We start from the raw sequence: 19,480 nt of genomic DNA, 5'->3' as shown, positions 1-19,480 counted from the left end.
ATTTTGGTAATTTATAAAGGGGCTCTCTATGCTGTCATTGTTCAAACACACTGTCTTAGGTAACCATCGCCTGATGCCAACCTCTGCAAAAACCACATTGAGTACCGTTAAGTCCACTCGCCGTTTGGTTTTTTCTGGCGCTGTGATAGGTATGCTGAGTTTGAGCGCTTGTCAAACGGTACCCAGCACGCCTGCTGGTGCGCACACTTCAGCTAAACAGACGCCATTAGGGGCATCAGGCACCGCTAGCACTGCGCGACATGACACGGCCTATCCGGTGACACAAGCCCCCATTGTCAAACAAGACGGCACAGGCAGCGCTGGTGCTTACCCAAATGACGGCTCTTCTGAGTCAGCAAACCCACTGACAAAAGATACGCCGCAGACCCACCTACCCAGCCAAGATCCCATCGTCAGTCAGCCAGATGTGGTCATTCTCACGCCTTCTCGTGAAGACTATATGATCTCTGAGCCTGCAGCACCCTCACACAATGAGCTGCTAGAGCGCGCTAGAAAAAACTCACAACAACGCAGCCAGAGTACCACCAGCAATAACAGCGACCTGCCTGCATTTCGCAATCTGATGCAAGCGGGCATCAGTCAGCTCAAAGCTGGCAGCCTGACCAATGCCGAAAACAGTTTTACCCGTGCCCAGCGCTTGGCACCCAGATCCTCTGCCGTCTATTTTTATCTGGCACAAGTTGCACTAAAAAAGAACCAACCACGTAAAGCAGAAGCCATGGCGCGCCGCGGCCTTAGCGTGTCGCAAGACGCCAGTCGTAGACGTGCGCTATGGCAAGTCATCCTGCAATCAGGGCAAGCTCAGGGCAATGGACGAGTGATTAACGAAGCAAAACGAGCACTGCGTTAATCTGGCGTCAACGTATGCCCTCAGCAGCTAAAAGCACACGCGTAAAATATCGCGAATGAGGTCAAGCCCACCTATCTCAATGGATATCAAGTAGCCATCGTAGCAATACATGAGCTGCTTTTTCACTACTGTTTCTTGTTAAAATACGTATTTATTTTTCTCACTTTTTTCTTTTAGTTAAGGGTATCGTTATGGCATGGCAACAACTACATTTACAATGCGAAAAGGCAAACGTTGATTTGGCCGAAGCGCTGCTATTAGAAGCAGGCGCGCTCTCAATCGCGCTCGATGACGCAGGCGATCAACCTTTGTTTGAGCCGTTGCCTGGTGAGTCGCCGCTTTGGGACGAGGTTATTTTGACTGGGCTCTTTGATGCGAGCACTGATGACGGCAGTCGGCAGGCCGTCGAGCAGCTAAGCCACGAAATCGCCGCACAAGTACAAGCCAGCCGCATTTGGCTGACTGCTGTCGACGATAAAGACTGGGAACGCGAATGGATGAGCAACTACCAGCCGATAGAATGCGCCAACGATCTTTGGATTGTGCCCAACTGGCTTACGCCGCCGAGCCCTGAAGCGACCAACATCATTATGGACCCAGGTTTGGCTTTTGGTACTGGCTATCATGCCACCACGCGTTTATGCCTCGACTGGCTCACAGAGCAAGACCTGACAGACAAGGTAGTGATTGACTATGGCTGCGGCTCAGGTATTTTGGGCATCGCCGCCTTGCTGCTAGGCGCACAAAAAGTCTACGCTGTCGATATCGATCCACAAGCAGTGCTGGCCACCAATCAAAATGCAGAGCGCAACCAAGTTGGTGATAGTCTGCAAGCATTTTTGCCAGAAGCATTTAATGAATACTGTGCTGAGCATGAAGTTGTGCCAGTCGAAGTACTGGTCGCCAATATTTTGGCAAAACCCCTGATCGGCTTAGCCCCGTACTTTGCTACATTGGTCAAACCCAGCAGCCGTATCGTACTGGCAGGCTTGATTGAATCACAAACCGACGACGTCGTCGCCGCCTATCAGCCTTACTTTGCTATGGATCCTAAGCATGCTTTTACTGACCAAGAAGACCAGCACTGGCAACGATTATCTGGTACATTTACAGGCTAGCAACATTTAATTACATCTGTTACGATAGAGGGCAGTCAAATGTTATGTGTTTGACGCCACTCTGTCCTTGCCCATGATTCATACATGAGATATTTTGTTAATGCATAGTATATACCCCATAGGCAGCTGTTGGTGAGTGGAAAAGCGGTATTGATCACCATACTTTTTTGGACTCGACCCTATGACCACGCCCATAAAAACTCAGTGCCCTCATTGTCACGCTTGCTCTAAAGTACAACAAACCCAATTGAACAAAGTAAACGCCACTGTCAACTGCGAGCAGTGTCATCAGAGCTTTTTGGTCAATCAGCACCTCATCGTCACCGCCGACACTGCCCCCACCCCTCACGCTGCGACCGATACCGCCACTTCTACATCAAACAAAGCCGCAGCTCACAATGAGCTTATTCACGACGATTTGATTGATGACGATCTCATCCACGATGAGCTGATTCATGATGACATGGATATAGAGGAGTCAGAAACCGACTTATTAGAGTACGATTCGCTTGACAGTATGGATGCATGGCTGACACAGGCAAGTCATCGCAACCATACCTCCAACCAGCAGCCATCTGCAGCGCAGACAAGCCCGGACTCATCGGCACAAGCAGCGCTAAGCTCTGCCGCCGCCAATGATATTCATGCCAATGTCGATGACAATGCGGACAATACTTGGCTTGAGGCGTTGTTGAAAGAAGAAAGCCAAAACACACACAAAACACCAGACAACACCGACCTATCACAAATCTTACGAAAAATGGGTGTGCCGTTTAGTGACGAAGAAAAAAGCCAAAACGCCCGTATAAAAGAGGCACAAGCAAGGTTTTCACCAACGCCTGCGCGGCGCTCAGTGGCATCATTACTATGGACCCTTGGTTGCTTGGTATTGGCGCTGCTCTTATTGGCGCAATATGTCATCTTTAATATAGACACCTTGGTCAAAGACCCTGCCCACGCCGAGCGCCTACACCGCATCTGCTCTGTTGCCGTTTGTAGCTTGCCTAGTGCGGACCTAACAGCATTGAGCATTAGTCACATTACTCACCAAAAAAGCCGTATCAACACCACAGGCGCGTTTAGCGATGTCAGTGCCGCCCTTTATAATCAAAGCACCAAAGCGCAGCTCTATCCGAGCGTAAAGGTCAGTGTGTACGGCAAAGATACTATGATTGGTGAGTTTATCGCAGCGCCAGCAGATTACTTATTAAGCAAGCAAAAACAACTCGCCGCCAATAGTCAGCAGCAGTTATTGTTTACCATCCCTGTGGCCAATACTCAGATTCGCGACGTTCAGATAACGCCTTTGTATTAAGGCCTGTGTTTATCAAATGGTTAAGGTATGTTTTAGCTACGCTGACAGATACTACGAAAAATAACGCTTCATTGAGCGACTTGATGGTCATGTATTTGATAACTGGGTATCGGATATAACCTCGAATCTATCAGCGCCAAAGGCCATTAATTTGATATAATACCCTGATATCTGATGGTTTGATTTTCTCTAACCCAAGGACTTTATCTTATGGCACCTCATGCACAGCATAATGCCCACCATTTTGCTACCAGCTCTGAGCATCCTGCCGACTACTCCAAACCCCATACCGACACTGCTCATGAGCCACTGCGTGTACATGTTGAGCGTGTGGTGCGCCAGTACTTTGCCTTGTTAGGTGATGAGGTGCCAACCGACTTATACGAGCTGATTTTAAGACAAGTTGAAGAACCGCTACTGTCGGTCGTCCTCGAACAAACGCGCGGCAATCAAACCAAATGCGCCCAAATCCTCGGGCTAAATCGCGGTACACTACGCAAAAAACTCAAAACTTATGACTTAATGTAGCATCAGCTATATGCGCCTATCTATTTTGATTGACAATCATTATGCAGGGCAATTGAGCGGTGATGATCTCAGTTTTTTTGAGGTTATCTGCCACCATTGTCGTTATCACCTTGCCAGACGTTGATGTCGGGCTTTTTTTATGGAAGTTTTTTTTATGAGTACAACCCCACTCGCCTTATTATCAGTCTCTGATAAATCCAATATCGTTGAATTTGCTCAAGGTCTCATCAAAGCAGGCTTTGGTTTGTTATCTACTGGCGGTACGTATCGGCTACTCACCGAAAATAACGTCGCTGTAACCGAGGTCTCAGACTATACTGGCTTTCCTGAGATGATGGACGGCCGCGTCAAGACACTACATCCTAAAATCCATGGCGGTATCTTAGGTCGCCGCGGGACTGATGATGGCGTCATGAGTGACCATCAAATCGAGCGTATTGATCTGGTGGTGGTAAACTTATATCCATTTGCGCAAACCATCGCGCGCGCCGATGTGACCATGGCTGATGCTATCGAAAACATCGATATCGGCGGCCCTACTATGGTACGGGCAGCAGCAAAAAACCATGCCCATGTCGGTATCGTCACGGACCCTGCTGACTATGAGCGCGTCCTTACCGCTCTCGGTGACAGCACTGAGCTGACTTCGGCGCTGCGTTATGACTTAGCGGTCAAAGCTTTTGAGCATACCGCGCAGTATGACGGTATGATTGCCAACTTCTTGGGCAGCCGCCTCAGCGCCACGCAGGAGCCAGAAAACTTCCCACGCACTTTTAACGTGCAGCTCGAAAAAGCACAAGACTTACGTTATGGTGAAAACCCGCATCAAAATGCCGCTTTTTATGTCGAAAACCACCCATTAAAGAGCCAGCAAGCCTCTATCGCGACCGCCACACAGTTGCAAGGCAAAGCGCTGTCGTATAATAACATCGCCGATACAGATGCCGCACTGGAGTGTGTCAAAGCCTTTAGCGCGCCTGCTTGTGTGATCGTCAAACACGCTAACCCTTGCGGCGTGGCTGTGGATCAAGACCAAGTTGCTGCATACCAAACGGCCTTTAGTACCGACCCTGAGTCTTCTTTTGGTGGCATCATTGCCTTTAACCGTCCCTTGACGCGAGCCGCGGCTAAAGCCATCATTGATAATCAGTTCGTCGAAGTCATCATCGCACCAAGTATCGAAGAAGGCGTCCTCGATATCACAGCCAGCAAGAAAAACGTCCGCGTCTTAGTATGCGGCGAGCTGCCAGCACCAGACCAACGCGACGCTCAGTTTGATTATAAGCGCGTCAATGGTGGCCTACTCGTACAAGAACAAGACCTTGGCTTAATCACTGCCAATGATCTAAAAATTGTCACCGATGTACAGCCAACAGAGGCGCAGATTGCAGACTTGCTATTTAGCTGGAACGTCGCAAAATATGTCAAATCAAACGCCATCGTCTATGCCAAAGCTCAGCGCACCATCGGTGTTGGTGCCGGTCAAATGAGCCGTGTCAACTCAGCCCGTATCGCCGCCATCAAAGCTGAACACGCAGGACTTGCCACCGAAGGCGCGGTTATGGCCTCAGATGCCTTCTTCCCATTCCGTGATGGCATCGATAATGCAGCGGATGTCGGCATCTCTGCTATCATTCAGCCGGGTGGCTCGATGCGCGATGACGAAACCATCGCAGCGGCCAATGAGCATGGTATCGCCATGGTGTTTACAGGTATGCGTCATTTCCGCCACTAGTCTTTTGTAACTGAGCCGGCGCGCATGAGGCGGGTCGGTTTTGATTGCTAAATTACAGATTAAAAAAAGCCACTGTCTTTGATACAGTGACTTTTTTACGTCTTTATGCGCGAGCGGTTATCGTCATTTAAGCCATTTAAGATGACTCAATTATCGATATTTAACGATTTGTATTTAACGACCTTGCGCGTTGGCCATGTTGGTGTCGTTAATCTCAACCTGATACACCATCCGCAGATACTCTAAGTAATCTTGCAGTTGATCTTGGCCTAAATTATCACGAATAATAGCCGCCGTTTGCGCTCTTTGCACATCAGATAATGGTGATTGCTGCTCCGTTTTGATGCGGTCACCGACCAACAAGCTGGCACCCACTTCCGTCTCGCCTGCGATAGCTACCACAGCGTTATCATCAGCTTGCTGGCTAAAGGCCATACCACGCTCTTTTTCGGTCAATTGTGTCGTTTGACGATTGATCTGACCGAGCGCTTGCAGTGTTACAGGCTGCTTGCTGATATCTGCTGGCGTTTTGATACTAGCAGCGATGGCTTTGGCTTCTTTTAGGGCCAATGCTGTGGCTTTTTGGCGACGTAGTATCTGCGTAATTTTTGGCGTCGCCGCTGACAAAGACAAGGTTTTAGTAGGACGATAATTGCTCGGTTGTACCCACACCTTGCTGTTACCTACTTCGATACCTGCGGTTACTGCCTGATCTTGAATGGTAAATTCATCAAAGGCTTGTTTGAGCACAGCTGGCTGTGACAGGACCGATTGGTTATTTTCTTTACGGTAGTCTTTGATGCGTTTTAGTGGGACGTTTTCTTGCTGAGCAATATCTTCGATACTAAAACCATCAGCCGCCAAATCATTAATGGCCGTGACTTTATCGGCATAAATCTCTTGACGCTTGTACTCTTTTGCTTTCGCCGTTAGCTCATCGCGCATGCTCTCCAGACTTGGCACCTTGCTACCATTATCTTCGGTCACTGTAAATATCTGATAGCCAAAGCTGGTTTTGATAGGTACGGTGACATCCCCAACACTTAGGCCTTCAAGCGCTTTTTCGACCGCAGCAGCATCGCTACCAAACACCGAGGTATTCAGACGACCGATATCGCCGCCGTTCTCTGCTGACGGATCATCGGATTCGGCTTTGGCAAGCGCGGCAAACGACTCACCTTTGTCTAAGCGTGCCTGAATTTTTTCAGCACGCGCCTTGGCGTTGTCACCTGTGAGGAGTATTTGGCTGATTCTACGCTCGTCTACCACCGCTTGGCTTTGCTTATACGCTTCATACTGCTGCTGTAGATCCGCTTCAGTGACCTCATCAACCTGAATGGCTTGCGGGTCTAGTTGAATATAAGCCAAATCCACCATCGCGGCACTTTTTAGTGTGTCTTTATTGGCATCATAATAAGCCTGAATATCGCTTTTGCTGACCTCGACTTGATCGGCATAGTCTTGCCAATTAAACCGATGGAGCCAGATATTGCGCGACTCCATTTGCAAATCAATCAATTGACTGACCGCTTGCATCGGATAAATCGCAGTACCGACGATACTGGCATTGAGCTGATCGAGGCTTAACTGATTGCGAAACTCAGCAAACAGCTGGTTTTTTGTCATACCGCGATTGCGCAAAAAGTTTGCAAACTGCTCATTAGAAAAATTACCGTCCGCATCTTTAAATGCTTCTTCTTGACGCAGCAAACGGTTGATGGTGTCATCAGAGACCGTCATCCCAAGCTTACCTGCCTGCTGCTCTAACAATGTGCGATCTATAAGGCCTTTTAGCACCTGCTCGTGTAGCACATCCTCATTTAAGAGGCTGGCATCATCAACTTGCTCTAAGATTTCGGTACGACGGTTATTTACCGCAGCTTGATACTCAGACAGCCCCACACTTGCCTCACCCACCTGAGCGACTTGGTTTGGGTCGACACTACCGCCAAAGTAGCTTTCGACGCCTAATAGCGCAAGCGGTGACAGGCATAAAATCAATAAAATGCGACCTGGCCAGCTTTTTAAAAAATCGCGCAATTTATCCATAGTTATCTCTGCTTTATTAACCTATGTTGATGAAAAACCATTGTAATATTATGCCTATCGACGCTGTGGTAACGATACTATCTAAGCCGGCAATGGTATGAGTAAGGGCGTGTGCGTTTTGGTGCAAAACCAAGAGATATCAATCAATCTTGATTTAGACAATACATCTACAGCGCGCCCTATGATACGTGATTTTTAAGACAGACTCAAAATATTCATGATGTCTGATACAAACTATCGCAATAAAAAAAGCACCTAAATATTAGGTGCTTTTTGCTATTTGGCTCATGGCTTAAATAATAAGCAAATCCATGAGCGACCTTCTATCTTTTTACGGCCTACAGACACTGCATTTATACGTATCTTGTATCCAATTTTAGTCTCTGCCTAATAGGTGGCCGTAGTTTTATAGTGGTCTATACCTTATATAGTCTTAAAAAGTACTATCTTAACAAAGGCTTAGTTTAAGCGCTCTTTTAAGTTTTTACCAGCTTTAAAGCTTGGTACTTTGCTTGCTGGGATGTTTAGCTCTTCACCAGTCTTAGGGTTACGGCCAGTACGTGCTTTGCGGTCTTTTACGCTAAAAGTACCAAAACCAACCAAAGAGATGCTGTCGCCAGCTTCTAAAGCTTCACCAACACTTTCCATAACAGCGTTTAGTGCATCGCCAGCTTGGGTTTTGTTCAGACCACTTTTTTCTGCGATGCTATCAATCAATTCTGACTTATTCATAAAATTTCCTTCAAGTTTAAGGGGGATAATACACGCTCACGCCAGGTATTGTAACGCTCTCATAGCACTTAAGCAATAAAAACTACCTGACTTGCGTATTAACAGGTTTCGCTTTGTTATCGTCTTTATATCAAGGCCGCATAAGGAGCGCAAGCGATTTTACATATTTTTGTGCCGCTTACTACGTATTTGACACTCAATGTTACGCAAAACCCCTGCAATTTTTTATCAGCTCACTACTTACCTTAGACAGCTTGACTACCCAGTGTTTTGTCCAGTAAATTGCTCTCACTATAGTATTTGAACCTATCCTTAGCTTAAAAATACTAATGAGTCATCAACAAGCCACTACTGGCTCTAAGACAACAGGCAGCCAAAGCCGAAAATAGCACAAAAAATATCGACTTATCAATACACTTGACACAAAGGTTGCCAAGAGTCAGAAACTTGCGTTACTTTTTATTATAAAGACGTTACTATAAGCAAAATATAATCGCATATTTTGGGTGTATCTTGATTTTTAAATTGTTTTTTATCGATCAAATCCTCATTTTACGACACGTTACTAAAATAACCACGGATTATCTACATGAAGCGTTCTACGTTATCTCACTCTTTTCTCAATATCTTTTTGGTGTTCATCGAGTCAGCATTGACCTTACTGTTACGCCTAGATCCTGAATTACGTAAAGCAGCTTATCCTTTAGCCAAGCAAGGTACTGTCGTCGCGCTGCGCTTGTACCTCCCCCATGTAGAAGTTTTTGCCACCTTTAGTACCAAAGGCGTATTATTAGACGCGCAATTGCCGATAGGCCGTAGTGAGCCTGATGTCGTCATCAATGCCTACAGTATCCAAGTCATCAACGCCATCACCACTCACGATAGCGAAAGCACCGAAAAGCTACAAATGCGCGGGGAGTCAGTGCAAGTACAGTTGGTCAAGCAATTTATCATGCAATTGGGTCTAGGCAGCCTCATCCAAGGACTGGTGAAAAAGTTCAAAGGCAGTAAAGGCAAATCTAAGCCCACTGAAGCGGAGATGGCAGAAAAAAAGGAAAGCTACAAACTGCGTATCAAAGAGCAGCAAACGCAAATTAACACCTTAACCATCAAAAACCGCGAGCTTGAAACCACGGTCAAAGAGCTACAAAGCAAACAAAAAACACTGACGATTGTGACTGTCGTCGCCCTGCTTGTCATGATTGGCGCGATTATCGCATTATTAATAAATTAAACGAGTCCACTAAACGAAGCAATAAAATCGACAGGTATCATTGAGAAGTCTATTAGTCGCTTTATGGTGGCATCTTTAACAAGCTACTGACCAGTCATCAAACAGTAGGGTGCCATATCAAAAATACAGCCTAGATATCTATTGCTGTCACCCTACCTTCTCCTACCTTGCCTTTTATCAAGTATCGTTAATCCTAAACCAAAAAAATGCAGCTATTATGCCGTATGCGACTGGTATCAACTTTTCTTGCGCGCTGCTTACTTTTGAAGCTTTACGGCATTTATACCTATAACACTGGGTTTGTTTTATAGTGCACCCACTATATCTTTACTCCTCATTTGTTTTTACTCTTGATTATTATCCATCATTGCTTTTATGCATCATTGTTTTTATCAATCATAGCCATCAGCTTGATTAACCATTCAACCATACTTTAATCTTGACTAAATTACTCAGGATTAAGTATAATTGGCTTAATCGTTGCACACATCGGGTTGACCATCTGTTGTTTAACGACGATAAGACACCACTTAGTAGATGACTTTTATTTGAGCATGGCAGAGGTTTTGCCTTTTTTATCTTTCGCTTTGGTAGAGAGTCTCTTACTAAGATCGTTGTTAAATAAAAATGATATATAAGTTTGGAGATAACACATGCGTTTGACTACTCGAGGCAGATACGCCGTGACCGCATTGCTAGATTTGGCGCTACAAACCAGCCAACAAGATAGTGCGGTATCTTTATCTGATATCGCGAAACGGCAATCAATATCTATCTCTTATCTCGAACAGTTATTTTCCAAACTACGCAAAGGTGGGCTTGTCACCAGTATACGTGGTGCCGCTGGTGGTTATTACTTAGCCAAACCGCTAAACGAGATAGATGTGATGAGCATCATATCTGCGGTCGATGAGTCGGTTAATGCGATGCAGTGTGAAGGACGTGGCGACTGCCAAGGTGGTACAATGTGCTTAACCCATGATCTATGGTGTGCATTGTCCAATCATATCGAGCAGTACTTGAAAAACATAACATTAGCGCAATTATTAGATATGGAAAATGTGCAGTCCGTCTCAGAACGACAGCACACCTCCACCAAAGAAGTTTCTATAAAAGACATTAATACCATTACCCTATCGAACAGCGAGGCAAACCCAGCATGAGCCAACATAACAACCTTATATATTTAGATTATGCCGCCACCACGCCAGTTGCTAAATCAGTAGCTGCTAAGATGAGCGAGTATCTGACTGTAGATGGCATCTTTGGTAACCCAGCCTCGCGCTCGCACGGCTACGGCTGGCAAGCAGAAGAAGCCGTAGAAACCGCGCGTCAGCAAGTAGCTGAAGTCATCAATGCTGATCCGCGTGAAATCGTCTTTACCTCTGGTGCGACTGAATCCGACAACCTTGCCATCAAAGGCGCGGCGCACTTTTATCAATCGCGCGGCAAGCACATCATTACCAGTAAAATTGAGCACAAAGCAGTTTTAGATACCTGCCGTGAGCTTGAGCAAGAAGGTTTTGAGATTACTTACTTAGAGCCACAAGCCGGTACGGGTCTTATTTTGCCAGAGCAAGTAAAAGATGCATTACGTGACGATACGATTTTGGTATCACTGATGATGGTAAACAATGAGCTTGGTACCATCACCGATGTCGCAGCGATTGGTGAAATCACTCGTGACGCTGGCGTGGTTTTCCATGTCGATGGCGCGCAGTCTGTCGGTAAAGTAAAAATCAATCTTGAAGAAATGAAAATTGATTTGATGAGTTTCTCAGGACACAAAGTCTATGGCCCTAAAGGGATTGGCGCATTGTTTGTCCGCCGTAAGCCGCGCATTCGCCTAAAAGCTGAGCAGCATGGTGGTGGTCATGAGCGTGGTATGCGCTCAGGTACATTGCCGACGCATCAAATCGTAGGTTTAGGAGCGGCATTTGCCCTAGCCAATGAGCGCTTTGAAGAGGATCATGCTCACGTTGCCAAGCTCCGCCAAAAACTATGGGATGGCCTGCAAGATATCGAAGAGATCTACCTAAATGGTGATCTTGAGAATAGCGTGCCAAACATTGTAAACATTAGCTTTAACTTTGTTGAAGGCGAGTCATTGATGATGTCGCTAAAAGACTTAGCTGTTTCATCAGGCTCGGCCTGTACGTCTGCGACGCTTGAGCCATCATATGTATTACGTGCTATTGGTCGTCCAGATGAGTTGGCTCACAGCTCAATCCGCTTCAGCTTTGGCCGTTATACTACCGAAGAAGACATTGACCGTGTGATCAAACAAATGCACGAAGCGGTTGAGAAACTGCGCGCCCTATCACCACTTTGGGATATGTATCAAGAAGGTGTGGATTTAGATTCAGTAGAATGGGCTGAGCACTAACATTTACCAAACAAATCGCCTTTGCGCGCTTTGTTTTAAATATTTATAAAACGATTGATCAGACAATTACAGTAAGCGTTTGACCCCAATTATCGATGAGCGACGGATACATAGTAAACAATCTATCGCTCATCCCCTAACTAGGAGAAAACCCCATGGCCTATAGTGACCAAGTTATTGATCATTACGAAAACCCACGCAACGTCGGCAATCTTGACAAAAACGCCAAAAACGTTGGTACAGGTATGGTCGGTGCCCCAGCGTGTGGCGATGTGATGCGCCTACAGATCCAAGTAGATGATAACGGTATCATCGAAGATGCACGTTTTAAAACGTACGGCTGCGGCTCAGCGATTGCCTCAAGCTCACTTGTCACCGAGTGGCTAAAAGGCAAAAGCTTGGACCAAGCTGGCGAGATTAAAAATATGGACATCGCTGAAGAATTGGCATTACCACCAGTAAAAGTGCATTGCTCTGTACTCGCAGAAGACGCCATCAAAGCGGCTATTAGCGACTATAAAGGCAAGCATGGTACCGCTGAAGAAGCAACCAGCTAAGCTTATTGGCCGTATGCATTGTTTTATTAGCAAGGCGTCAGTAAAACTCTAATGGATTGCTACTGACGCCATAAAGGTGACAATAACGCTACTGTAATTGTCACCTTTTATTTTCTAACTGGCGCAAACACATAAGTCTGGTAGATTTGCTACTAGTCTCATATTCGTTATTAATAGCCGTCATTGATTTTATGGTCGATGACATCATATTGAAAGATATCTTTATTATTGATAGTCAATGGGAGTTGGCATGATTGAAATGACAGAACGCGCCGCCCAGCATGTTCGAGAGTTTTTGGACAATCGCGGCAAAGGCGAAGGTATCCGTGTGGGCATTCGTACCGCAGGCTGTTCAGGCTTGGCCTATGTCTTGGAGTTTGTAGACACTCCTGATGACAATGACACACGTTATGAAAGCCGCGGTGTGAGCATCTTTATCGATCCGAAAAGCTTGGTCTATTTAGACGGCTTATTGATGGATTATGAAAAAGAAGGCTTAAATGAAGGCTTTAAGTTCACCAACCCCAACCAAAAAGGCGAGTGTGGTTGCGGTGAGTCGTTTACTGTTTAAAGTTGCCCACTCTTAGCCATTGGCCCATTGGCCATCATTATGACTGAGGCCTACTGGCCTTTAAGCATGTTGTATTTTGATAAAAAATGTCGTTTGCAACATTTCTATTATTCAGTTGGTAGGCTATACATCACCCAATCTGGCGCTTGATAGCCCACTGGATATGATAAGCACTGGTATCTCAGACACTTTATAATAAATAAAAGCAAGGCGTATGATATGACAGACATCACCGCAGAAGCACAGTTTGATAACTTTTTTGCTCTATTTGAGCAGCCCGCTCAGTTTGAGATTGATCAGGCCCGTCTGGATCAACAGTTACGTCTACTACAAAAACGCTATCACCCTGATAATCTGATGGTAGATAGCACAAAAGACGTGACGAGTGTGACGGAGGCCAAACAGCAATCAGAGCAAGCTTCAGCACTGATAAATCAAGCATACCAAACCTTAAAGACTCCTGATAGCCGCGCCGGCTACCTATTAGAGATGGCAAATCAGGCTCATAATCTTGAGCACTCAATTGCCGATTTAGATTTTTTAGAAGACGCCATGCAGATGCGTATCGATCTAGATGAAGCGATCGAAGATAAGGATCGGACAACGCTTGCGCAGCTACAACCCCAGATTACCACTCGTCTGAGCAAACAGTCTGAGCGCTTTAGCAGTGCCTATCAAAAGCAAGACTGGCAGACCGCGATTGATGCCACCCAAAAGCTTAAGTTTTTGGTAAAACTCAATGCCGATGTGACGACTGGTCTCGATGAAGTCGCCAGTACTGAGCACTCTGATGACGATGATTTATATGTTTAGGGTGTCTAGATAAACATACCTTCAATATGTAAATTTAAAGATTGATATTTATCATCATTCGTCATCGTAATTCGTCATCATAATTGCGCCATTTCCTTTATTTATTTTATCTTTGAGTGATTTTATGTCTTTATTGCAAATTGCCGAACCCAATCAAAGTGCCCAACCTCATCAGCATCGTTTTGGTCTAGGTATCGACCTTGGCACCACACGCTCACTGGTCGCAGTCGTACGCTCAGGCAAAGCGCAAGTCTTAGAGGCAGGCGCTGACAACGATACGTTGCTGCCCTCTGTCGTCTACTACCCCAGCACTGGCAAACCCATGGTAGGATATGATGCCTTAGCGCATTTGGCCGATGACCCAAAAAACACCATCGTATCTGCCAAGCGCTTTATGGGTCGTAGTCAAGCGGATATTAAGTTCTCTCATCCTTATGAGTTAAGTGGTAATGCAGACGACATGCCAGCTTTTGTCACCGCCCAAGGTAAGGTGTCCCCTGTCGAAGTCTCAGCACGTATCCTAGCCGCCCTCGAGCAGCGCGCCGCAAGCGCATTACCTGCCGACAGCATCGAAGGGGCAGTGATCACTGTTCCCGCTTATTTTGATGAGGCGCAGCGCCAAGCGACCAAGGATGCCGCACAAGCTGCTGGTATCAATGTGCTACGTCTGTTAAATGAGCCCACGGCAGCCGCTGTCGCCTACGGCCTTGATAAGCCTACTCAAGATAACACGCAAAGCCATTACTTAATTTATGATTTGGGTGGCGGTACCTTTGATGTCTCTATCTTAAAGCTCACTGATGGGGTTTTTGAAGTCTTAGCAACTGGCGGTAACAGTGCGTTAGGCGGTGATGATATCGACCGCTTGCTGACCAACTGGTTGATCAAACAATTAGGTATCGACCCAAAAGACGTCAGTCGGCACGACAAGTCAATCCTTGCCCAGCGAGCCAAAGCATATAAGCAAGCTTTGACGGACGCCGAGCAGGTCGCTATCGACATTACGGTCAACGACCACTCTTATCAAGGCACCTTACGCCGTGACGATTTGTTGACCATTGCCGAGCCTGTCAATCGCCGTACGCTTAGCGTCTGCGAACAGGTATTACGCGATGCCAAGCTATCTATTGATGATTTAGATGAAGTCATCTTGGTGGGCGGCTCAACCCGTATGCCAGCTGTGCAACAAGTGGTGAGCACGTTTTTTGGCAAGCAGCCACTTTGCCGCTTAAACCCAGATGAAGTCGTCGCCTTAGGTGCTGCACAAACAGCGCATCAGCTGGTCAATGGCGATAGCGACAACACACTTTTATTATTAGATGTCACTCCTTTGTCACTCGGTCTTGAGACCATGGGCGGCCTAGTTGAAGTACTTATCCCACGTAATACCCCTATCCCTGTCAAAAAACGCCAAGTATTTACCACCTATCAGGACGGTCAGACAGGCATGGTGATTCATGTGGTTCAAGGCGAGCGCGAAACTGTCGAAAACTGCCGTTCGCTTGGACGTTTTGAATTATATGGCATCCCGCCGATGAAAGCGGGCTTTGCCCGTATCGAGGTCACCTTTAGCATTGATGCCAATGGTCAATTGACAGTCAGCGCGCAAGAAACCACCACCAAGACAGAAAGCAAAATTGAGATTGTGCCTTCTTATGGCTTGTCAGATGAGCAAAAAGAGCAATTGCTTATGGCGGGGTTTGAGCACGCTGAAGAAGATAAAAATGCACGCTCTTTAATCGAGACCAAAGTAGAAGCAGAACGCGAAGTATTGGCGCTACAGTCTGCGCTGCAAGAGTTTGCAGCCTTATTGACCTCTGATGAACAGCAAGCTCTAACGCAGCAAACACAAGCACTACAAACGGCACTAAGCACCGATGATCTCACTCTCATTGAAGCCGAACAAGCCAAGCTCAAACCGCATAGCGATGCATTTGCTGCTCGTATTATGAATCAAAGCGTCAAGGCCAGCATGGCAGGTACCAGCGCTCAAGATTGGTAAAAACGCGTATAGAATTTATCTAGATACGGCTTAGCCATAATAGATGTGATGACGTGTAACAGACCTGATATATTTTTGAGTTTTTATTTTTTAATTGATTAGCACCGGACAGATAATTTATGCCAAAGATTACCGTATTACCTCATCATGAGATTTGCCCCGAAGGCACTGAAGTCGAGCTAGAAGCTGGCCAGAACCTATGCAAAGCCCTACTAGAAAAAGGTATTAAGATAGAGCACGCGTGTGAGATGTCAAAAGCCTGTACCACCTGTCATGTGGTGGTGCGTAAAGGATTTAATAGCCTAGATGAGATGGACGATATCGAAGCGGATCTTTTAGACCGTGCTTGGGGGCTGGAGCCAGACTCACGTTTGTCTTGTCAGGTGATGCTAGAAGACGACGACTTGACCATCGAGATTCCCAAATACACGCTCAACCATGCTAAAGAAAACCACTGATAACATACCACTAATAACATATAGTCAAAGCCATCATAAAACGCCAACGATGACTGCGTATCATGGTTGGCGTTTTTGTCTGCTCACGGACGAGCTGACATATTAAGTATGAAGTTAAATATGGTCATACAAATGTCAAATCAGTAAAAGAGTCGCTATTGATCGTTATGACGCTGGCTCTCTGCTGCAATAGCATTTGCTACTTTTTCTTGCTCTTGTTCGATACGCTCGAGAGCGAGGTTTAGACGCTCTCGGATGTCTTGATAGTCTTGATCTTTCATGTCTTTGAAATTTAGATGCAAATTAAATCCTGGTAACGTATGGTCCACCCATTTTGATAGCTGACCTTTATTGGCGTCAGGATCGAGGACTTGCCAAGCATTGACTTTTTCGTCGAAGCCTTTTAGCTGAAACGCACCTGCATGCTGACATTCATAATTGTGGCAAACATAATCATAAGTACTTTCGCTGACGAGTATCTCATCTTTGCCCGCGCTACTCTCCAGCCGCGCCGCGAGATTGGCCTCTTTGCCAATCAATGTATAGCTCAAGCGATTATTGCTACCAAAGTTGCCGACATGACAATAGCCTGTCGTGATACCAACGCGTATATACAGCCCTGCAAAACCCATTAGCCGCCACTTATGTCTCAGGGTACGCATCTCACGGCGCATATCTAGCGCCATTGCCACACAGTCAAGCGCATCTTGACGCGCACCTTGACTGCTAGGCTCTCCAAAAAAACACACCATCCCATCGCCGACGAACTTATCAAGCACAGCGCCATGCTTATTGGCGATGACCGTCATGCAGTGCATATAGGTATTTAAAATATCTGCCAGATTGTCCGAGCTTAAACTATCAGACAGCTCTGTAAAACCCACAATGTCCGAAAACATAATCGTCAGCTTAGCACGTTTGTTTGACACACTAACGGGCGCATCTGTTTTTACAATAGGCTCCCAAATCTGCGGTGGCACAAAACGGGTCAGCTTATTGATGACTGAAACCATGGTACTCAAACGCCCTACCGCTTGCTGCGCGCGCTGTTGGTGACCCATGTACTTTTGATACACATAACGAAACTGACACAACATCACCGCCATACTGGACAGTAGCACCACTGGCGTCAGCCAACTGTCATGGCAGTCCATCTGCGTGCTGTTTAAAATCACGCTGACATAATAAAAAACAATCACAGTCACTATCGAGACAATGACCAGTCTAATTTGGTTTTCAGGACTACTAATAATAATACGTAGCGCAATCAAAGCTGCCAGACTGATCGACATGACCGTGCACAGCTGTATCGAACCTATGACTGCAGACAGTAAAATAATGACGATATTGGAGGTCCAAAAACTGGTCTGACGGCGATAGTTATATATCAAAATCAGCAAGCTTGGCAGGCTAACGACGATCAGCAGTGCCATCGAGGTGGCACTAAAGTCAAAATGCAGGGCAAGAAGCACAACCGTTAGGATCAAGACAAACACTTCTGGATAGTCGAATCGATAGATACCACTCGTCTGCGATGAAAATTTCGGTCTCAACGTATCTAAAAGAGGCATATGAAGTGTTCGCTTAATAAAGCAGACGATCGATAAATATTAGGAGAAGGAAGATAGCACTATGACAGTTAATGTCGTTATGAGCATACTATTTTCAAAACCCAAGCAACAGGCAGACAAACCCTTAGCCGACTACCACACCTCGCCAGCACCGATGACACTTTAGGTTTGGTATAAGGCAAGCTGAAAGACTATTATACGTTTTCATTTTTATAAAACCCACGTTACTGATACGCAAAACCCTACCGTTGGTCACTTAATGAGCAAGCCATAATAAGCAAGTTTATAGCCTTACTTGGTACTTGGCTGTCTTACTGCACCCTAAAGCTGCTTGAGGCACCAGAGTAAGGCTTAATCTTGCCTGTCCAGCCGCTTTTCCAGTCGCCAGCATGGGTCAGTCGATAGGTCCCTGCTGGCGTATCGGCACTGATGCGCCAATCGATAATCGCTTTGCTATAGGCCGCTCCTTCTCGTTGCCACGTGTAGGTGGTCTCAAAGTCACGGTCGCTCAGATAGTCCACCCATTGACCATCTTGGTAACGCTGCACCTTAAGAAAGCTGTCTTCGGTACGTAGGTTGTTTTTGGGGTGCGCTGCGCGAAACACCGCCGTAGCGACTTCCCTACTTTGGTAACATCGAAGTGACTATTCCGCCGACGATAGCGTTGAAGTTTTGCTGACTATAGCCCGCTAGTGTGTCGTCCGTGCTGGCGATTTGATACAGCTGCCGATGCGAGTAGCCAGCATTTCCCACGTGAGTATGTGTGGCGGCAAGCATCACGTTATCGTCGTTATACAAGTCGCCAAAATCTGCTTGCAAGCGTTTGATGACCTCAAGCTTGACCGCGGTAAACATCGCTCCCATATCCGCTGAGACATAGACAACTCGGTTGCCTGCATTGCTATCCGCTTCGCCGACAATAAAAGCATGAGAATATAGACGATCATTGATACCCTGCACCACCTGACCTGCAGCATAGCCAAACATGCCCGTTTCGGCCGCAGCTCCTGTGATGTCGGCTTTACCAGTACCGACAAGGTAACGGGGCGCGACCGATTTAGCAGCAGCGCTGGCGCTAAAGTTTGACGTAATAGAGCGGTTAGATGGATCAGCATCAGTCGTGATGGTTTGTGTCGCCGCGGGCGACATGGCGGTAGGCTCAGTAGAGTCTGTTTCACAGGCCGTCATACCCAGTAACGCGGTATAAATCGAGAGAAACAACATAGTAGGTCGTCGTGGCGTGGGTGGTGAGATAGAGGAAGTAGCCATTTGTTGTCCTTAACATAGAGTGAAATCTTAAATCAAACAATCCTGATTTAAAATTGAAGGTCTCAGCACTTCGCACCGCACCGCATCTACTCTGATGTGACACAGCAAAGACACTGAGCTGACAAGCTGGCTATATCCATTTAGCCAACTTACACTCTAATATAACGACTGACAGACAAATGTAAAATATTTTTCATATAGCCGTACAATAAACTCATTAGCACAGAGAGCTATGCTTACAGACAAACGCTCACGCCTATGCGTATTTAAC

General features: G+C 46.2%; 18 protein-coding genes. 13 read left to right on the top strand and 5 right to left on the bottom strand.

Annotated features, from left to right (window positions below):
* Positions 1-28 precede the first annotated feature (28 nt).
* The 5 genes from JMX98_RS03545 (at position 29) to purH (ending at position 5,567) form a co-directional block, all read left to right on the top strand.
* A complete protein-coding gene (locus JMX98_RS03545) occupies positions 29-871 on the top strand; it encodes a tetratricopeptide repeat protein (RefSeq protein ID WP_227680014.1) in 843 nt (280 codons plus the stop codon).
* 191 nt (positions 872-1,062) lie between these two features.
* Positions 1,063-1,989 (top strand): 50S ribosomal protein L11 methyltransferase, encoded by a 927-nt coding sequence (prmA, locus tag JMX98_RS03540; RefSeq protein WP_201584735.1) that lies wholly within the window; start codon positions 1,063-1,065, stop codon positions 1,987-1,989.
* Between the two features lie 181 nt (positions 1,990-2,170).
* Positions 2,171-3,304 carry a DUF3426 domain-containing protein gene (locus JMX98_RS03535; RefSeq protein ID WP_201584734.1) on the top strand — a complete coding sequence of 378 codons (1,134 nt, stop codon included), beginning with the start codon at positions 2,171-2,173 and terminating at the stop codon, positions 3,302-3,304.
* A gap of 210 nt (positions 3,305-3,514) precedes the next feature.
* Positions 3,515-3,832 (top strand): DNA-binding transcriptional regulator Fis, encoded by a 318-nt coding sequence (gene fis, locus JMX98_RS03530; RefSeq protein WP_198336962.1) that lies wholly within the window; start codon positions 3,515-3,517, stop codon positions 3,830-3,832.
* Between the two features lie 154 nt (positions 3,833-3,986).
* Entirely contained in the window at positions 3,987-5,567 is a 1,581-nt protein-coding gene (gene purH, locus JMX98_RS03525) for a bifunctional phosphoribosylaminoimidazolecarboxamide formyltransferase/IMP cyclohydrolase (protein WP_201584733.1), read from the top strand.
* Positions 5,568-5,741: 174 nt separating this feature from the next.
* Here the strand turns inward: purH and JMX98_RS03520 are convergent, their stop codons facing one another.
* Together JMX98_RS03520 and JMX98_RS03515 are read right to left on the bottom strand one after the other, a co-directional pair.
* A complete protein-coding gene (locus JMX98_RS03520) occupies positions 5,742-7,616 on the bottom strand; it encodes a SurA N-terminal domain-containing protein (protein ID WP_201584732.1) in 1,875 nt (624 codons plus the stop codon).
* Positions 7,617-8,075: 459 nt separating this feature from the next.
* Positions 8,076-8,348, bottom strand: coding sequence for an HU family DNA-binding protein (locus JMX98_RS03515; protein WP_075100718.1), 273 nt, complete (start codon positions 8,346-8,348; stop codon positions 8,076-8,078).
* Positions 8,349-8,937: 589 nt separating this feature from the next.
* On the opposite strand from JMX98_RS03515, the gene JMX98_RS03510 reads away from it, so the two are divergent.
* From JMX98_RS03510 to fdx, 8 genes are all read left to right on the top strand, one after another.
* Entirely contained in the window at positions 8,938-9,582 is a 645-nt protein-coding gene (locus JMX98_RS03510) for a hypothetical protein (protein WP_201584731.1), read from the top strand.
* A 653-nt stretch (positions 9,583-10,235) separates the two neighbouring features.
* Positions 10,236-10,745 (top strand): Rrf2 family transcriptional regulator, encoded by a 510-nt coding sequence (locus JMX98_RS03505; RefSeq protein ID WP_105243805.1) that lies wholly within the window; start codon positions 10,236-10,238, stop codon positions 10,743-10,745.
* Positions 10,742-11,968, top strand: a complete 1,227-nt coding sequence (locus tag JMX98_RS03500) for an IscS subfamily cysteine desulfurase (protein WP_105243806.1) — start codon at positions 10,742-10,744, stop codon at positions 11,966-11,968. The genes JMX98_RS03505 and JMX98_RS03500 overlap by 4 nt, the downstream gene beginning before the upstream one ends.
* Before the next feature lie 155 nt (positions 11,969-12,123).
* The gene (gene iscU, locus JMX98_RS03495; RefSeq protein ID WP_100749875.1) at positions 12,124-12,525 is read left to right on the top strand and encodes a Fe-S cluster assembly scaffold IscU; all 402 of its coding nucleotides are present in this window, start codon (positions 12,124-12,126) and stop codon (positions 12,523-12,525) included.
* Positions 12,526-12,775: 250 nt separating this feature from the next.
* A complete protein-coding gene (gene iscA, locus JMX98_RS03490; protein ID WP_075100713.1) occupies positions 12,776-13,096 on the top strand; it encodes an iron-sulfur cluster assembly protein IscA in 321 nt (106 codons plus the stop codon).
* Between the two features lie 219 nt (positions 13,097-13,315).
* Positions 13,316-13,909, top strand: a complete 594-nt coding sequence (hscB, locus tag JMX98_RS03485) for a Fe-S protein assembly co-chaperone HscB (protein WP_201584730.1) — start codon at positions 13,316-13,318, stop codon at positions 13,907-13,909.
* 124 nt (positions 13,910-14,033) lie between these two features.
* A complete protein-coding gene (hscA, locus tag JMX98_RS03480; protein WP_201584729.1) occupies positions 14,034-15,911 on the top strand; it encodes a Fe-S protein assembly chaperone HscA in 1,878 nt (625 codons plus the stop codon).
* A gap of 119 nt (positions 15,912-16,030) precedes the next feature.
* Positions 16,031-16,369, top strand: coding sequence for an ISC system 2Fe-2S type ferredoxin (fdx, locus tag JMX98_RS03475; protein WP_075100710.1), 339 nt, complete (start codon positions 16,031-16,033; stop codon positions 16,367-16,369).
* Positions 16,370-16,524: 155 nt separating this feature from the next.
* On the opposite strand, the gene JMX98_RS03470 is transcribed toward fdx, so the two are convergent.
* From JMX98_RS03470 to JMX98_RS14055, 3 genes are all read right to left on the bottom strand, one after another.
* A complete protein-coding gene (locus JMX98_RS03470) occupies positions 16,525-17,940 on the bottom strand; it encodes an adenylate/guanylate cyclase domain-containing protein (RefSeq protein ID WP_201584728.1) in 1,416 nt (471 codons plus the stop codon).
* A 311-nt stretch (positions 17,941-18,251) separates the two neighbouring features.
* Positions 18,252-18,545, bottom strand: coding sequence for a neutral/alkaline non-lysosomal ceramidase C-terminal domain-containing protein (locus JMX98_RS14060; RefSeq protein ID WP_227680012.1), 294 nt, complete (start codon positions 18,543-18,545; stop codon positions 18,252-18,254).
* Between the two features lie 16 nt (positions 18,546-18,561).
* Positions 18,562-19,209 carry a neutral/alkaline non-lysosomal ceramidase N-terminal domain-containing protein gene (locus JMX98_RS14055; RefSeq protein WP_227680010.1) on the bottom strand — a complete coding sequence of 216 codons (648 nt, stop codon included), beginning with the start codon at positions 19,207-19,209 and terminating at the stop codon, positions 18,562-18,564.
* Positions 19,210-19,480 lie beyond the last annotated feature (271 nt).

Origin of the sequence: Psychrobacter sp. HII-4, assembly GCF_904846595.1 — a bacterium.
GTDB lineage: Bacteria > Pseudomonadota > Gammaproteobacteria > Pseudomonadales > Moraxellaceae > Psychrobacter > Psychrobacter celer.
Note: the sequence above shows the minus strand (reverse complement) of the source record. Positions and strands in the feature narration are given on the sequence as shown.

Bases quoted from the DNA above. Each gene is read 5' to 3' on its own strand.
- JMX98_RS03545 (WP_227680014.1), top strand. From the start codon at position 29: ATGCTGTCATTGTTCAAACACACTGTCTTAGGTAACCATCGCCTGATG.
- prmA (WP_201584735.1), top strand. From the start codon at position 1,063: ATGGCATGGCAACAACTACATTTACAATGCGAAAAGGCAAACGTTGAT.
- JMX98_RS03535 (WP_201584734.1), top strand. From the start codon at position 2,171: ATGACCACGCCCATAAAAACTCAGTGCCCTCATTGTCACGCTTGCTCT.
- fis (WP_198336962.1), top strand. From the start codon at position 3,515: ATGGCACCTCATGCACAGCATAATGCCCACCATTTTGCTACCAGCTCT.
- purH (WP_201584733.1), top strand. From the start codon at position 3,987: ATGAGTACAACCCCACTCGCCTTATTATCAGTCTCTGATAAATCCAAT.
- JMX98_RS03520 (WP_201584732.1), bottom strand. From the start codon at position 7,616: ATGGATAAATTGCGCGATTTTTTAAAAAGCTGGCCAGGTCGCATTTTA.
- JMX98_RS03515 (WP_075100718.1), bottom strand. From the start codon at position 8,348: ATGAATAAGTCAGAATTGATTGATAGCATCGCAGAAAAAAGTGGTCTG.
- JMX98_RS03510 (WP_201584731.1), top strand. From the start codon at position 8,938: ATGAAGCGTTCTACGTTATCTCACTCTTTTCTCAATATCTTTTTGGTG.
- JMX98_RS03505 (WP_105243805.1), top strand. From the start codon at position 10,236: ATGCGTTTGACTACTCGAGGCAGATACGCCGTGACCGCATTGCTAGAT.
- JMX98_RS03500 (WP_105243806.1), top strand. From the start codon at position 10,742: ATGAGCCAACATAACAACCTTATATATTTAGATTATGCCGCCACCACG.
- iscU (WP_100749875.1), top strand. From the start codon at position 12,124: ATGGCCTATAGTGACCAAGTTATTGATCATTACGAAAACCCACGCAAC.
- iscA (WP_075100713.1), top strand. From the start codon at position 12,776: ATGATTGAAATGACAGAACGCGCCGCCCAGCATGTTCGAGAGTTTTTG.
- hscB (WP_201584730.1), top strand. From the start codon at position 13,316: ATGACAGACATCACCGCAGAAGCACAGTTTGATAACTTTTTTGCTCTA.
- hscA (WP_201584729.1), top strand. From the start codon at position 14,034: ATGTCTTTATTGCAAATTGCCGAACCCAATCAAAGTGCCCAACCTCAT.
- fdx (WP_075100710.1), top strand. From the start codon at position 16,031: ATGCCAAAGATTACCGTATTACCTCATCATGAGATTTGCCCCGAAGGC.
- JMX98_RS03470 (WP_201584728.1), bottom strand. From the start codon at position 17,940: ATGCCTCTTTTAGATACGTTGAGACCGAAATTTTCATCGCAGACGAGT.
- JMX98_RS14055 (WP_227680010.1), bottom strand. From the start codon at position 19,209: ATGGCTACTTCCTCTATCTCACCACCCACGCCACGACGACCTACTATG.